This window comes from Citrobacter sp. Cu096 (genome assembly GCF_030332285.1).
Classification (GTDB): Bacteria; Pseudomonadota; Gammaproteobacteria; order Enterobacterales; family Enterobacteriaceae; genus Citrobacter; species Citrobacter meridianamericanus.
Map to the genome: position 1 here is coordinate 475,918 of NZ_JAOWID010000030.1, position 14,077 is coordinate 489,994.

Annotated in this window: 16 protein-coding genes; 6 read left to right on the forward strand and 10 right to left on the reverse strand. The window is 52.5% G+C overall.

Features of this window, described 5'->3' with window-relative positions; genetic code table 11:
• Positions 1-5: 5 nt before the first annotated feature.
• The 8 genes from preA to OGX99_RS16600 form a co-directional block, all read right to left on the reverse strand.
• Positions 6-1,241, reverse strand: coding sequence for an NAD-dependent dihydropyrimidine dehydrogenase subunit PreA (preA, locus tag OGX99_RS16565; RefSeq protein WP_286544248.1), 1,236 nt, complete (start codon positions 1,239-1,241; stop codon positions 6-8).
• A complete protein-coding gene (locus OGX99_RS16570) occupies positions 1,235-2,476 on the reverse strand; it encodes an NAD(P)-dependent oxidoreductase (RefSeq protein ID WP_151219830.1) in 1,242 nt (413 codons plus the stop codon). The genes preA and OGX99_RS16570 overlap by 7 nt, the downstream gene beginning before the upstream one ends.
• Before the next feature lie 232 nt (positions 2,477-2,708).
• On the reverse strand, positions 2,709-2,948 hold the full coding sequence (locus tag OGX99_RS16575) for a DUF2542 family protein (RefSeq protein ID WP_005129200.1): 240 nt from the start codon (positions 2,946-2,948) through the stop codon (positions 2,709-2,711).
• Between the two features lie 2 nt (positions 2,949-2,950).
• A complete protein-coding gene (gene sanA, locus OGX99_RS16580) occupies positions 2,951-3,670 on the reverse strand; it encodes an outer membrane permeability protein SanA (RefSeq protein WP_151219829.1) in 720 nt (239 codons plus the stop codon).
• 163 nt (positions 3,671-3,833) lie between these two features.
• Positions 3,834-4,718, reverse strand: a complete 885-nt coding sequence (gene cdd, locus OGX99_RS16585; RefSeq protein WP_187253409.1) for a cytidine deaminase — start codon at positions 4,716-4,718, stop codon at positions 3,834-3,836.
• Between the two features lie 148 nt (positions 4,719-4,866).
• The gene (locus OGX99_RS16590; protein WP_151219827.1) at positions 4,867-5,562 is read right to left on the reverse strand and encodes a CidB/LrgB family autolysis modulator; all 696 of its coding nucleotides are present in this window, start codon (positions 5,560-5,562) and stop codon (positions 4,867-4,869) included.
• Complete coding sequence (locus OGX99_RS16595; RefSeq protein ID WP_016153711.1) at positions 5,559-5,957, reverse strand: CidA/LrgA family protein; 399 nt, start codon at positions 5,955-5,957, stop codon at positions 5,559-5,561. The genes OGX99_RS16590 and OGX99_RS16595 overlap by 4 nt, the downstream gene beginning before the upstream one ends.
• Before the next feature lie 131 nt (positions 5,958-6,088).
• Positions 6,089-6,997: a LysR substrate-binding domain-containing protein gene (locus OGX99_RS16600; RefSeq protein WP_286544253.1), complete on the reverse strand. Its 909-nt coding sequence runs from the start codon at positions 6,995-6,997 to the stop codon at positions 6,089-6,091.
• A 127-nt stretch (positions 6,998-7,124) separates the two neighbouring features.
• On the opposite strand from OGX99_RS16600, the gene mhbT reads away from it, so the two are divergent.
• The 6 genes from mhbT to dusC all read left to right on the forward strand — a co-directional run bounded on the left by mhbT (position 7,125) and on the right by dusC (position 13,122).
• A complete protein-coding gene (gene mhbT / locus OGX99_RS16605) occupies positions 7,125-8,483 on the forward strand; it encodes a 3-hydroxybenzoate transporter MhbT (protein ID WP_286544255.1) in 1,359 nt (452 codons plus the stop codon).
• Positions 8,484-8,494: 11 nt separating this feature from the next.
• Entirely contained in the window at positions 8,495-9,532 is a 1,038-nt protein-coding gene (gtdA, locus tag OGX99_RS16610) for a gentisate 1,2-dioxygenase (RefSeq protein ID WP_151219824.1), read from the forward strand.
• Between the two features lie 15 nt (positions 9,533-9,547).
• Positions 9,548-10,249 carry a fumarylacetoacetate hydrolase family protein gene (locus OGX99_RS16615; RefSeq protein WP_151219823.1) on the forward strand — a complete coding sequence of 234 codons (702 nt, stop codon included), beginning with the start codon at positions 9,548-9,550 and terminating at the stop codon, positions 10,247-10,249.
• A gap of 8 nt (positions 10,250-10,257) precedes the next feature.
• Positions 10,258-10,902 (forward strand): maleylacetoacetate isomerase, encoded by a 645-nt coding sequence (gene maiA, locus OGX99_RS16620; protein ID WP_187253407.1) that lies wholly within the window; start codon positions 10,258-10,260, stop codon positions 10,900-10,902.
• 14 nt (positions 10,903-10,916) lie between these two features.
• Positions 10,917-12,110 carry a 3-hydroxybenzoate 6-monooxygenase gene (locus tag OGX99_RS16625; protein ID WP_286544259.1) on the forward strand — a complete coding sequence of 398 codons (1,194 nt, stop codon included), beginning with the start codon at positions 10,917-10,919 and terminating at the stop codon, positions 12,108-12,110.
• 61 nt (positions 12,111-12,171) lie between these two features.
• Entirely contained in the window at positions 12,172-13,122 is a 951-nt protein-coding gene (gene dusC, locus OGX99_RS16630) for a tRNA dihydrouridine(16) synthase DusC (RefSeq protein WP_151219821.1), read from the forward strand.
• A 33-nt stretch (positions 13,123-13,155) separates the two neighbouring features.
• Here dusC and yohP read toward each other — a convergent pair whose 3' ends face one another.
• Together yohP and OGX99_RS16635 are read right to left on the reverse strand one after the other, a co-directional pair.
• Positions 13,156-13,239, reverse strand: coding sequence for a small membrane protein YohP (gene yohP, locus OGX99_RS23905; RefSeq protein WP_087855921.1), 84 nt, complete (start codon positions 13,237-13,239; stop codon positions 13,156-13,158).
• 66 nt (positions 13,240-13,305) lie between these two features.
• The gene (locus OGX99_RS16635) at positions 13,306-14,040 is read right to left on the reverse strand and encodes a class I SAM-dependent methyltransferase (RefSeq protein ID WP_151219820.1); all 735 of its coding nucleotides are present in this window, start codon (positions 14,038-14,040) and stop codon (positions 13,306-13,308) included.
• Between the last annotated feature and the right edge of the window lie 37 nt (positions 14,041-14,077).

The following is a 14,077-nucleotide window of genomic DNA, read 5'->3' on the forward strand; positions in this document are numbered from 1 at the left end:
CAGTATTACAACGTTAACTCGTGCGCTTTCTCACCAGGTTTAAATTTCACCTCACCCAGTTCGATACAGGCTACCGGGCAAACGTGACCGCACAGCAAGCATCCGACACATTTTTCCGTGTTGCAGTGCGGCGTGCGGGTTTCATCGTTCCATTCCATCGCCTGATGCCCACCGTCGTAACAGGAGATGTAGCAGCGACCGCAGCCAACGCATTTATCCAGATGGATATCCGGATAGACGATGTAGCTACGGTCAAGTTCCTCAGCGGGGATAATATTGGCATTGGCCAGACCCACCATCTCCTCCAGTGAGTCAAACCCTTGATCGGCGAGGTAATGTGACAATCCGCTGATCATGTCCTCCACAATCCGATATCCATACTGCATGATCCCGGTGGTCACCTGCAGCGTGGCCGCGCCTAACAGTAAAAACTCGGCTGCATCTTCCCAGGTTTCAATTCCTCCGATGCCGCTAATTGGGAAATCCCGCAGTTCAGGGTGCATCCGCAGTTGTTGGATAAATCGCAGGGCGATAGGCTTAACGGCCTTGCCGGAGTAGCCGGAAATACTGGATTTGCCGTTGACGACCGGCATCCCGATTTTCCTGTTCAGGTCGATGTTAGTGATGGATTTAACCGTATTGATGGTCGCGATACCATCCGCACCTCCACGTTTTGCCGCCAGCGCCACCTCACTCATATCACCAATGTTCGGCGTCATTTTTGCCAGCATTGGCAGGGGCGATCCGCGTTTCACTGCCCGACAATATTTTTCAACCAGCTCAGGGCTTTGTCCTACATCGCTGCCCATAGCATGCGAGGTCATTTGCGGGCACGAGAAGTTACACTCGATCATGTCGGCACCGGCCTCTTCAACCAGGCGGGCCAGTTCCTGCCATTGCTGTTCATTTTCCCCCATGATCGACGCAATCAGAACCTTGTTCGGATAGTCCTGTTTCAGTCGGCGGATTGCGGCCAGATTCTCCTCCAGCGGATGCTCGGCAATTTGCTCCATGTTTTTGAAGCCAATAAAGCCGGTATCTTCTTTGCTGAGATGATCAAAGCGCGGAGAGACCTCATTCGCAATAAAGAACCCGATCGTTTTAAAAACAATACCGCCCCAGCCACTTTCATAGGCTTTGGCGCACATTTCATAGCAATTGCCCACCGGAGAGGAAGAGAGGCAGAATGGGTTGGGGAATTTGACGCCGCAAAAGGTAATAGAAAGCTCTTTCGTTAACATGAGCAAGCTCCCTCTAAATAGTGATGAATGGCCTGAGCTGCTTCTTTACCGGTTTTCACGGCGTAAACAACCGTTTTATCGCCCTCAACAATATCACCAGCAGCAAACAGGACAGGATCGGTGGTTTGGTAGTTTTGCGTATCGATAAGATTGTGCTGGGGCTTTAACGCGGCAAAATTATCAAGCTGAGCGTGTTGGCCGACGGCAAGAATAATGTGCTCGGCTTCAAGCGAGAGTTCACCTGGCAAGCGTACGTGTTTAAAGGAAACCCGATTTCCGTTAACCGCCACAGGCGTGAAACCGTCAATAATCGATACCCCTAATGCCTGGGTGCTGTTGAATTCTTTGTCGCTGGCCGGGAAATCAGCCAGTTCTTCACGCGCTACACAGGTGACTGACGGACAGCCCAGCAACTTTAAGGTACTGGCGACATCCATCGCCACGTCGCCACCGCCGATGATTAATGCACTTTGCGCGACGGTAATATCGCCGCTGCCTTGCCGGGCGCGTTGCAGGAAATCGACGGCAATTTCAACGTTATTCGCTCTCTCAAACAGAGGTAACGTTGAACCGTAAGACATCCCCACGGTAACCAGTACGGCGCGATAATTCGCTTTGAGTTGCTCAACGGAAAGGGCATTGCCGACTTCGCAATTGCACGTGATGGTCACGCCCATTTCAACGATACGGGCAATTTCAAGATCCAAAACCGATTGCGGCAGACGAAACTCAGGGATGCCATAGCGCAACCAGCCACCTGGCTGAGCCTGTTTTTCGAAGATGGTGACGTCATAACCAAGATTACTTAGCGTTACGCTGGCCTGTAACCCTGCCGGGCCCGCACCGATGACGGCAACCTTGCCCAGCTTTTTTGTCGCTGGCTGATAGATTTTCATTGCCGTTTGCTGTTCAAAATCGGTAATAAAGCGCTGCAGACGTGCAATATCGATCGGTTTATCAATACCTGAACGTGTACATCCGCGCTGACATAATTTTTCGGTTGGGCAAACCCTGGCGCATACTGCACCGAGCGCATTATTTTCCCGGATAGTTTCGGCAGCGCCTTTAAAATTGCGGAAATAAATGGATCGAATAAATTTTCCGGGATCGGTTTGCGCCGGGCAATCCTGACTACAGGGGGCATCGTGACATAATAAACAGCGGGAAGCCTCTTTTATTGCTAATAATGGGGTAAAAGCAGGCGTGAGCTCATCCAGATAATTTTGTTGTGGCATATTTTATTCCTTAATGCTTGAGTAAATTAAGGCAAGCTGTTAATAACAAAATATAAAAATAGAAAGCTATTCTTAAGGCTAAGCACTGCAGGAAGAGTATTCTGTGAAAAGATTCACAAATAGAAGATAGTTTGAGGGAAATGCTGGCGCGCAGCATTAATCCCTTATATTGAAATGTTAACCATTATCATAATATTAGCTATTCTCAAGCGCTAATATAACGGTAATCTCTTTAGCGATAAAAGACTAAATAAATAACCATACCGAAAGATAAACATCCGCATCCGGCATAAACCAATACATAAGACCAGAACTGTAATGGGGCTTCATTCCGGTAGGCATAAACCGGCTCACGCGCATTCTTCTTAATTTTATCTACCGCGCCAGTACGCCAGCCTTTCCAGGCTTCACGGAAACAAAACACAGGGATGAGCAGAAAGGCCAATACGACAAAAAGGGTTTGTACATCCATGCTTATTTTCCTTGTTTCTTTTGTAATTCGAGTAATTGTTCGGCTGTGACCGCCGGATATCCCTGTGCATCGTCCGGTACCTGATGCATAGTAGGAATTGGCACCAGGGGGCCTAAAAAGCGCGGTTCACGTTTGAAAATGTAGAGATCAGCAAGTGCGCCAAAACGAGCACCAAATTCACGTACTCGCACGGTGAGCATATCTTTTGGCGAAGGTACCGCATAACACTGGGCCTGAATCCCCATATGTAGCGCAATAAATAAGGCGCGTTCACAGTGGAATCGCTGAGTAATAATGATGAAATCGTTGGTATCAAATACCTTGCGGGTACGCACGATGGAGTCGAGCGTACGGAACCCGGCGTAATCAAGCACAATATCAGCCGGATCAACGCCTGCAGCAATCAGATCCTTACGCATCGTCATCGGTTCGTTGTAGCTTTGCTGCGCGTTGTCGCCGCTCAGCAGCAGATAGTTTACCTTCCCGCTGTTATAGGCGTTCAATGCACCCTGAATGCGGTAGCGGTAATACTGATTGATGACGCCGGTGCGGTAATACTTCGCCGTGCCCAGAACCACACCTACCTGGCGGTAGGGTAAATCCTGCAGTTCGTCGTAAATGTAGGGAGCAGTCTTCCAGCTCATCCATCTGTCGAGTCCAAGCACAGTCAACAGCAGCAAGCCAGACAAGACTAACAGGCTGTAAAACACGCGCTTTAACATGCAGAAAACTCGTTATTTGGATGGAATTTCAATCAGGCTACTGTACCCGAAGACGTAGCGCAAGAAACAGCAATCTGATTGAGGGGATTTTAGACATTCTGCATATTGCCGGATAACGGTGTAAACACTTTATCCGGCCTACGAACTGGCGTTATTGAGACGATTAACTCAGGAGAACGCGCTCAATATTATTACAGCCCAGCGCTTTCAGGGTGGCGGAGGTCGCATCCCACTGAATCAATGGCGCATCGGCTTTTTCAGCCAGCACGGCGCGTTGGATATCCGGGTAGTCATAGCCGTTGAGATTCAACAGGTTTAACGCGCCCTGCAGCGGCGGAAGAGTTGGGTTGAAGGCGGCGTTTTCAGCATAGCTGCCGCTAAAAATTTGGCCATCTTTACACTCCAGCGCAACACCGCTTGGGGATTTGCTGTACGGCATATGGCATCTGTTGGCGGCGGTGATTGCTGCCTGGGTCAACGCATCGCCCTGCAGCACGAAGCCGTGATCCTGATCGTCCATTAGCAGCGTTTTAATTTCCAGATCTTTCGGGCCGAAGGCATCTGGCAGGTAATCGCGCAGCGCGTGTGGCGCACGACCCGGCAGATGAATACGTAAATCCAGTCCGCTATTTAGTTCGTTCATAAACTGACGGCAGTGCCCGCAAGGGGTGTAGTTGACGGTAATCGCGGCGAGTCCTTTTTCGCCACGTAACCAGGCATGGCTAATAGCGCTCTGCTCGGCATGAACGGTTTGCTGCATTGTTGCGCCCAGGAACTCCATGTTCCCACCGAAGTACCAGGTTCCGCTGATGCCGCGAGAGATTGCACCGACGTTAAAGTTGGACAGCGGGGTACGTGCGCAGGCCGCAGCCAGCGGCAGCAGAGCGAATGCCAGCGCGTCTTCGTCCAGTCCCGATTCGCGTTTCAGCAAAGAGACCTGTTCAGCAGTCAGCATAGCGGGGAAGTGCACATCCGCCAGAACAGGGGCCAGGGCTGTTTGCAAGTTATCCGCGAGTTGGGCAAAAGCAGTTTGAAAACGTGGATGCATGGCGATGCCTCATAACAATGTAATGGAATCGTAGTTTACGGGCCTGTTACGGCTTTATATGTGATCCAAATCCCATTGTGTGTGCAACTTATGAAACTTAAATTAAAAATGTGCAACGCATCGCAAATAAATCAGCAAAAAGTAAAGGTTAACCGACCACTGCCAGAATAATTGGGAACAGGAATGGGGCAACCAACGAGGTGATAATGCCGCAAATAACCAGCGCCAGTGAGCTAAACGCGCCTTCCTGATAGTCCAGTTCTGCGCAGCGTGCAGTGCCCAGGGCGTGCGAAGCGGTACCCATGGCCAGCCCACGAGCGGCCTTAGTACGAATACGCATGGCGTTGAGCAATGTATGACCAAACACCGCCCCGAGGATACCGACAAAAATGACGCATACGGCGCTGATAGCCGGAATACCGCCAATGCTGCCTCCCACCGCCATAGCAATAGGCGTAGTGACCGATTTCGGCATAATAGATGCGGCAATTTGCGGCGATGCGCCCATCAATAAGGCGATTGTTGTACCTGTCACCATCGCCACGACGCTCCCCGCAAAACAAATGGCAATGATTGATTTCCAGCGGGCGCGAATCTGGTGCAACTGTTCGTATAACGGATAGGCCAGTGCGACCACGGCAGGCTGTAGCAAATCGTTCAGCACCTCGCTGCCTTTGAAATAGTGATCGTAGGGAATACCGGTCAACATCAGTATCGGAATAATCACCACCATGGCGACCAGCAACGGATTCAATAGTGGCATTTTAAATCGTGCTGCCAGCTTACGTGCGGCAAAAAACACCGCCAGGGTAAGCGGTAACGACCACCAGATATACGACATCATTCTTTAGACCCTTTTTGCCCAACGATTTTGCGCTCACCGTGCACAATATGTGAACTCCAGCTCACCACCAGGAAAACGACCAGCGTACTGATGGTACAGGACACCACCACCGGACCAAATTGCGCGCGGAGCAGATCAAAGTACTGCATGATCCCTACGCCAATTGGGACAAACAATAGGGCCATATAGCGAATCAGGACGTAGCAGCCGGGATTAACCCATTTTGCCGGTAACACCTGCAAAGCCAGTAAGACAAACAGAATCAGCATGCCGATAATACTGCCCGGAATGGTGATAGGAAGTAGCGATGCAAGAAAAATACCTGCATAGAGGCAGGCATAAATCAGGACGAATGCGCGCAAATATTGCCAGATAATATTCAGTGCTTTGCTCATAATTGGAACCCTTGACGAGACTGATTCATCATACAATTAAACTTTAAAACGTGCTACCGATCACATCATGAATTCTAAGCATAGGAGAAATAGACATTGGGAACATTAGGCGATGCCCCTAAATCAGCGCGTTAAACCTGTGCCAGGTAATACAGAAAACGACTCAGGGCCGTGGAGGGCGTTTCATTGTTGCGCCAGAATATGCCCACGCTGCCTTTTTGTTCAATCTTCGGCAAATTCAGAATAGCCAGCTGTCCCTGGGTGGCATAACGCTGCGCCAGACGCAGAGAAAGAATAGAGATCATATCGCTACTTTGCAGCAGGTTGGTGCTGACGTTCATTGATGCAGATTCAATCGTGTTTTCCGGCAGCATCACACCGTTGTCAACCAGCGCGTTGTCAATGCTGATGCGAATGGGCGTTCCTGTCGGCCAGACAATCCAGCGCCAGTCAGCGAGATCATTCCAGGTGAGCAGGGGAGAGTTTGCCAGCGGATGGTCAGGGCGGGCGACGAAACAAACCGGCTCGGTATACAGCACCTGATAATTGAGCGGCAGTTGTAGCGCCCGGCCCCCGACGCGCCCGACGACCACATCCACCGAACCCGCGAGCAGATCGTGCAGCAGCGGGGTCATCACCTTCTCTTCAATATTAAGATGCAGGGTCGGCAGTTCTTTAAGCAAACCCAGTATCGCTTGTGAGACGCAGTCGGTCGCCACTGGCGAGCAGCCGATCTTCAGACTTCCTACCAGACCGCCCTGTTTAAAACGGGCGATTTCAACCTGAGAACGTTCCATATCATTGATCAGGCGTTGCGCGTGCTGCAGTAGCAGCTTGCCGCCTTCGGAGGGACGTAAGCCTTTACTGTGGCGTTCAAAGAGCGTGATGCCAATCTCATCTTCGAGCTGTGATAACCATTTTGACAGCGCCGGCTGGGTGATATTCATCATTCGGGCGACGTGAGTCAAATTTCCCTGTTCCCCCAGTGCGATAAGCGTTTGCAGGTGATGCAACTTAAGTTTCTGCGCCCAGTTAGCCATTTGCTATAACCTCCAGGTTATGCCTCTGCATGAAAAGCCATTGTACATTTCATCTCCAAACATACAAAGTCGCAACATACCTAAAACAAAACAGACATCTACTTATACCTGCACTGAGGCATTCACTATGACTCAACAACGTGATCTACAAGCACTGATCGATTCCGCTCCTGTCGGTAAGACGCAATGGCGCGTCATCATTTGCTGTTTTTTGGTCGTCATGCTCGACGGATTTGATACCGCAGCTATCGGCTTCATCGCTCCAGACATCCGGACTCATTGGCAGCTGACTGCCGGCGATCTGGCACCGTTGTTTGGCGCAGGTCTGTTGGGACTAACCGCTGGCGCACTGCTCTGCGGCCCGCTGTCAGACCGTTTTGGCCGCAAACGGGTGATAGAACTCTGCGTGGCGCTGTTCGGCGCCCTGAGCCTGATTTCGGCTTTTTCTCCCGATCTACAAACGCTGGTTATTTTGCGCTTTCTTACCGGATTAGGTCTGGGCGGTGCGATGCCGAATACCATCACCATGACGTCAGAATACCTGCCAGCGCGGCGGCGTGGCGCGCTGGTGACCATGATGTTTTGTGGATTTACCCTGGGATCGGCGATGGGCGGGATTGTGAGTGCGCAACTGGTGCCGGTTATTGGCTGGCACGGCATTCTGGTGCTGGGAGGCGTTCTACCGCTGATGCTGTTTGTCGCTCTGCTGTTTGCACTTCCGGAATCTCCGCGCTGGCAGGTTCGTCGTCAGTTGCCGTCTAACGTGATTGCCAGAACCGTTAGCGCCATCACCCGGGAACGTTATGACAATACCCATTTTTATCTCAACGAAGGCACCGCAATTGCTAAAGGCAGCATCCGCCAACTGTTCGTCGGGCGACAGTTGCCCATTACCCTGATGTTATGGGTAGTGTTCTTTATGAGCCTGCTGATTATTTATCTGCTCTCCAGTTGGATGCCAACGCTGTTAAACCATCGTGGAATTGACCTGCAGCACGCCTCATGGGTGACCGCCGCCTTCCAGATTGGCGGCACGCTCGGGGCGCTGGCGCTCGGGGTACTGATGGATAAATACAATCCTTTCCGCGTGCTGGCAGTGAGCTATGCGCTGGGGGCGGTGTGTATCGTCATGATTGGCTTAAGCGAGAACGGCCTGTGGCTGATGGCGCTGGCCATTTTTGGCACCGGTATCGGGATCAGCGGATCGCAGGTGGGTCTCAATGCGTTAACCGCCACGCTGTATCCGACACAGAGCCGGGCCACGGGCGTCAGCTGGTCTAATGCGATTGGCCGCTGCGGCGCGATTGTCGGCTCGCTTTCCGGCGGCGTGATGATGGCAATGAATTTCTCTTTCGATAATTTGTTTTTCATCATTGCCGTTCCGGCGGCCATCAGTGCGGTGATGCTTACGCTACTGACGGTTGTTATCCGCCAGTCGGCCTCTGCCTCAAATACCCTGCCACGTGCAAGCGTTGTGAATGAATAAGGAGAATCCCTATGTCTGAACTGAATCAGGATGTTAAGAACAGCCGTCAGCAGTTTTACCAGCATATTTCCGGGCAGAATCTGACCCCACTGTGGGAGTCGCTGCACCGTCTGGTGCCGCCAACGCCGAACGCGAACTGCGCGCCTGCGTACTGGAATTATCAGGAGATCCGTCCGTTACTGCTGGAAAGCGGCGATCTGATTGGCGCGAAAGAGGCGATTCGGCGCGTACTGGTGCTGGAAAACCCCATGCTGCGCGGTCAGTCTTCAATCACCCCAACCCTGTATGCCGGATTGCAGTTAATCATGCCGGGCGAGGTTGCGCCGAGTCACCGCCATAATCAGTCTGCACTGCGTTTTATTGTCGAAGGGAAAGGGGCATTTACCGCCGTAGACGGTGAGCGAACCCAGATGCATGAAGGCGATTTTATTCTGACGCCGCAGTGGCGCTGGCACGATCACGGCAATCCGGGCAGTGAACCGGTGGTGTGGCTGGACGGTCTGGATCTGCCGCTGGTGAATCTGCTGGGCTGCGGCTTTGCGGAAGACTACCCGGAGGATCAGCAGCCGGTCACGCGCAAGGAAGGAGATTATTTACCACGCTATGCAGCCAATATGTTGCCGCTGCGTCATCAGAAAGGTAACTCATCGCCAATTTTTAATTATCGCTACGATCGCAGTCGTGAAGCGCTGCATGACCTGACTCGCCTCGGCGATGCCGACGAGTGGGATGGCTACAAGATGCGCTACGTCAACCCGGTAACCGGCGGCTATCCCATGCCTTCAATGGGGACCTTCCTGCAACTGTTGCCGAAGGGCTTTACTTCGCGGATGGCTCGAACCACCGACAGCACTATCTACCATGTTGTGGAAGGCCGCGGACAAGTCACCATCGGTAATGAGACTTTCAATTTTTCGCCAAAAGATATCTTTGTGGTCCCAACCTGGCACGGCGTGTCGTTCCAGACCGGCGAAGACACCGTTTTATTTAGTTTTTCGGACAGACCGGTTCAGGAAGCGCTGGGGTTGTTCCGTGAAGCACGTTATTAATTTGGGAGAGAAAAAATGACGCAATACGTATTCGAACCGCAAGCGCCTGTTACCGTTCCGGTGGTTGGTAGTGATGAACTATTTCCTGTGCACCGTGTTTACTGTGTGGGCCGTAACTATGCCGCTCATGCGCGTGAAATGGGTTTTGACCCGGATCGCGAACCGCCGTTCTTCTTCTGTAAACCCGCCGACGCGGTGGTCCCGGTAGCAGCCGGTCAAATCCTGGCGCTGCCATACCCGGCGCAGACCGATAACTATCACTATGAGATAGAGCTGGTGGTGGCGATCGGTAAAAAGGGCAGTGATATACCGCTGGAAAAAGCGCACGAGTATATCTGGGGCTATGCCACCGGTCTGGATATGACCCGTCGCGACAGGCAGATGGAAATGCGCCAGATGGGGCGTCCGTGGGAAATTGGCAAAGCGTTTGATCTCTCTGCCCCTATCGCGCCGCTGCATAGAGCCAGTGAAAGCGCGGATGTTAACAGTGCGCCTATCTGGTTGCAGGTTAATGGCGATGATCATCAGCGGAGCGATATTCGTCATCTCATCTGGTCAGTCAATGAAACCATTAGCTATCTGTCCGGCTTTTTCGAACTGCAGCCGGGCGATCTGATTTACACCGGTACACCGGAAGGCGTGGGTGCGGTGGTGAAAGGCGATGTGATCACCGGCAACGTAGACGGTTTAACCCCCATCGCCGTGAAGATTGTCTGAGGTGGATGATGAAGCTGTACAGTTTCTTTAATAGCTCCGCGTCATATCGCGTGCGTATTGCGCTGGCGCTGAAGGGGCTCGATTACCAGACGGTGGGTGTCAACATTCGTATCGGTCAGCAGAACGCGCTGGCCTACCGGCGGATGAACCCGGTGGGGCTGGTGCCAACGTTGGTCACCGATGATGGCGAATCGCTCGGACAGTCGCTGGCGATAACCGACTGGCTGGATCATCACTTTCCACAGTCGCCGCTGCTGCCTGTTAACTACCCGGCGCGCAGTAAGGTGCTGGAAATTGTTTATGCCATCGCCTGTGATATCCACCCCGTGAATAACATGCGGGTGCTGCGCTACCTGAGCGAAGAGCTAAAGGTCAGTGAAGAAGATAAAAAACGCTGGTATGCCCACTGGATCCAGCAAGGGTTAAGCGCGGTGGAACAGATGCTACGCCAGAGTCACTCGGGGACGTTCTGCGTGGGAGACGCGCCGACGCTGGCGGATTGCTGTCTGATCCCGCAGTGGGCAAACGCCTTACGGATGGGTTGCGATCTGAGCGGATATCCGCGCTGTCAGGCGGTATATGATGCCTGTACCCAGCTTCCGGCGTTTATCGCCGCCGCGCCTGAGAATCAACAAGACAAAATTCCAGCCTGATAAGGAGAACGACAATGGCTAAAGTGACACGCGCAATTATCGTGGGTGGTGGGATTGGCGGCGCGGCGACCGCGCTATCGCTGGCCCGTCAGGGCATTAAAGTGATGTTGCTGGAGAAAGCGCACGAGATTGGTGAAATTGGCGCGGGTATTCAGCTCGGGCCGAACGCCTTCTCTGCTCTGGATAGCCTCGGCGTGGGGGAAGCCGCCCGTCAGCGTGCCGTTTTTACCGATCACATCACCATGATGGATGCGGTAAACGCCAAAGAGGTGGTACGCATTGAAACCGGGCAGGCGTTTCGCGATCACTTTGGCGGTCCTTATGCGGTTATCCATCGGGTGGATATTCACGCCAGCGTCTGGGAAGCGGCGCTGGTTCATCCCAACGTTGAGTATCGCACGTCAACTAACGTGGTGGATATTCGGCAGACAGAAGATGACGTAACGGTCTTTGACGAGCAGGGCAACAGCTGGACGGCGGATATCCTGGTGGGCTGTGACGGCGTGAAGTCGGTTGTTCGTCAGTATCTGATTGGCGATGCGCCACGCGTGACCGGGCACGTCGTTTATCGTGCCGTGATTGATTGTGATGATATGCCGGAAGATTTGCGCATTAACGCGCCGGTGCTGTGGGCCGGACCGCATTGTCACCTGGTGCACTATCCACTGCGTGGCGGTAAACAATACAACCTGGTGGTGACCTTCCACAGTCGTCAGCAGGAAGAGTGGGGCGTGAAGGATGGCAGTAAAGAGGAAGTGCTCTCCTATTTTGCCGGGATCCATGCGCGTCCGCGTAAGATGCTGGATAAACCAACGTCATGGCGTCGCTGGTCAACCGCTGACCGCGAACCGGTAGATAAATGGGGTAGTGACCGAATTACCCTGGTAGGGGACGCCGCGCATCCGGTGGCGCAATATATGGCGCAGGGGGCCTGTATGGCGCTGGAAGATGCCGTCACCCTCGGTAGGGCGATACACCAGTGTGACGGTGATGCGGCTGATGCCTTTGCTTTGTATGAGTCGGTGCGTATTCCACGCACGGCACGCATTGTCTGGTCAACACGCGAAATGGGGCGTGTTTACCACGCCGCAGGCGTCGAGCGTCAGGTGCGTAATCTGTTATGGAAAGACAAATCGCAGGCGGAATTTTATCGCGCAATGGAATGGCTATACGGCTGGAAAGAAGATAACTGCCTGCTGCCACGTTGAGCCTCTTTAATCTCCCGAACGGAGGCGCTACCATAGCGCCTCTTTTTTTACGGGTGACGATATGCGTGTTTTACTGGCGCCGATGGAAGGCGTGCTCGACTCACTGGTGCGCGAGCTGCTGACTGAAGTGAATGATTACGATCTGTGTATCACCGAGTTTGTGCGCGTGGTGGATCAGCTCCTGCCGGCAAAAGTATTCCATCGGCTCTGCCCGGAACTGCATAACAATAGCCGCACGTCATCCGGTACGCAGGTTCGCATACAGCTGTTGGGGCAATACCCGCAGTGGCTGGCGGAGAATGCGGCGCGTGCGGTAGAACTGGGATCATACGGTGTCGATCTGAACTGCGGTTGTCCGTCAAAACTGGTCAACGGCAGCGGCGGTGGCGCAACGTTGCTGAAGGATCCTGAGCTTATTTACCGCGGAGCAAAAGCCATGCGCGAGGCGGTTCCTGATCACCTGCCCGTGACGGTGAAAGTGCGTCTGGGCTGGGACAACAGCGATCGACAGTTTGAAATTGCTGATGCCGTCCAGCAGGCTGGCGCCAGCGAGCTGGCGGTGCATGGCCGAACCAAGGAGCAGGGTTACAAGGCCGAACATATCAACTGGCAGGCGATCGGTGAGATTCGCCAGCGGCTTACCATTCCGGTTATCGCGAATGGCGAAATCTGGAACTGGCAAAGTGCTCAGGATTGCATGGCTATCACCGGCTGCGATGCGGTGATGATCGGTCGGGGAGCATTAAATATTCCTAACCTGAGCCGGGTAGTGAAGTATAACGAGCCGCGTATGCCGTGGCCTGATGTCGTAACACTATTGCAAAAATATACCCGTCTTGAAAAGCAGGGGGATACCGGGCTGTATCACGTGGCGCGGATTAAGCAATGGTTAGGGTATTTGCGCAAAGAATATTCAGAGGCAACCGCGCTGTTTCAGGAAATTCGCGCGCTAAACAATTCCCCGGATATCGCCCGCGCGATTCAGGCCATTGATATAGCTAAATTGCATTAACAAATTAAGCGGCCACCGGAGTGGCCTGTTTCTTTAAAAAATCATCTTAAACACGCCAGTTACCACCAATAACCCAATCAGAAAAATAATTAAAATAATCCACAATAAGATTTTCATCAGCGTTCCTTTTTGGTGAGTTCAGGTTAAGTATAGGAAAGCATCTGAAATCTTCCTGTAATGACCTTACCCAGGTTTACGTGCGCTGAGCAGAAACACCATTGGCCGCTCTTTTTCTTCATCCAGCGCCGGGTTTTCAGCAATCTGTTCTGCAGACGGCCCCCATTCATCGACACAGACGATTTCGAATCCGGCGGCAATCAGCGCATTAATCCAGGTCGCCAGCTTACGGTGCTGCTTTATGACGCCATCCGCGAACCAGTTACTGATGCGCTCACCTTCCTGCTGATAATGATTGACCGGCCAGGATTGTTGCCCGGTTTTGTCTTTTATCCAGCCCTGATTAAGCGGCGCGGTATAAATGGGATGCTCGGCAGAGAAAACCAACATACCTCCCGGTGTTAACGACTGGTAAATCGTTACTAATAATCGCTCTATATCGCGCAAATAGTGCAAGGCAAGCGAGCTGTAAACCAGGTCAAAGGAATTCGGTGACAGGGTAAGCGTTTCAAGATCTTCACGCTGATAGATGATGCCATCACCCTGTGTCATACTCTGCGCCTGGGTTAACATCTTTTGTGAAATATCCAGCCCCACTACGCTGGCTGCATGGTTATCGCGCGCGTAGCGGCAAAACCAGCCATATCCGCAGCCCAAATCGAGTATATTTTTTCCCTGCAGAGCGGGGAGCATCGCTTGTATTGTCGGCCATTCTGGCGCGCCGTCGAGTCCTTTTACTGAACGATCCAGTGTGGCATATCCGGCAAAGAACTCGGGGTTGTCATAGATATTCTGTGACATGATATCTCCATCTATAAATTATTAAAATTAATTAATC